Genomic DNA, 429 nt, shown 5'->3' on the forward strand with positions numbered 1-429 from the left:
TGTGTATAAGAGACAGGCAAGGTAATGGCAACGAACTTACATTTAGCTTAAGCAACGACGTTATGAAACAGCTCACTAGCGAAGAAAGGTATGGCGGCGTGGGCATAGCCAATGTAAAACAGAGGCTGGAATTGTATTATCCCAACCAATACAAGCTTGAAATTAGCCACAACAATAATATATTTACGGTAAATCTGACCCTAATAATCAATTAGCCCTATGATTCGCTGCCTTATTGTTGACGATGAACTGATTGCCCGGCAAATTCTGGAAGAGTACATTGCCAATACTTCAGGATTAATGCTGGTGGCCACCTGTCGCAATGCTTTAGAGGCTTTTTCCAAGCTGGAACAACATCCTATCGACCTCATTTTTTTGGATATAGAAATGCCTTTGGTTAATGGACTTACTTTTTTAAAAGCGTTAACC

Annotated in this window: 1 protein-coding gene and 1 pseudogene; both read left to right on the forward strand. The window is 40.3% G+C overall.

What is annotated here, in order from left to right; genetic code table 11:
* Positions 1-215, forward strand: a pseudogene (locus tag JHD69_RS20435) (hypothetical protein); the annotation flags it as partial.
* A gap of 4 nt (positions 216-219) precedes the next feature.
* On the forward strand, positions 220-429 hold a 210-nt coding region (locus tag JHD69_RS20440; protein WP_199142158.1), incomplete at its 3' end, for a LytR/AlgR family response regulator transcription factor.

The sequence above is a fragment of the Pedobacter sp. ASV12 genome, from assembly GCF_016429155.1.
Classification (GTDB): Bacteria; Bacteroidota; Bacteroidia; order Sphingobacteriales; family Sphingobacteriaceae; genus Pedobacter.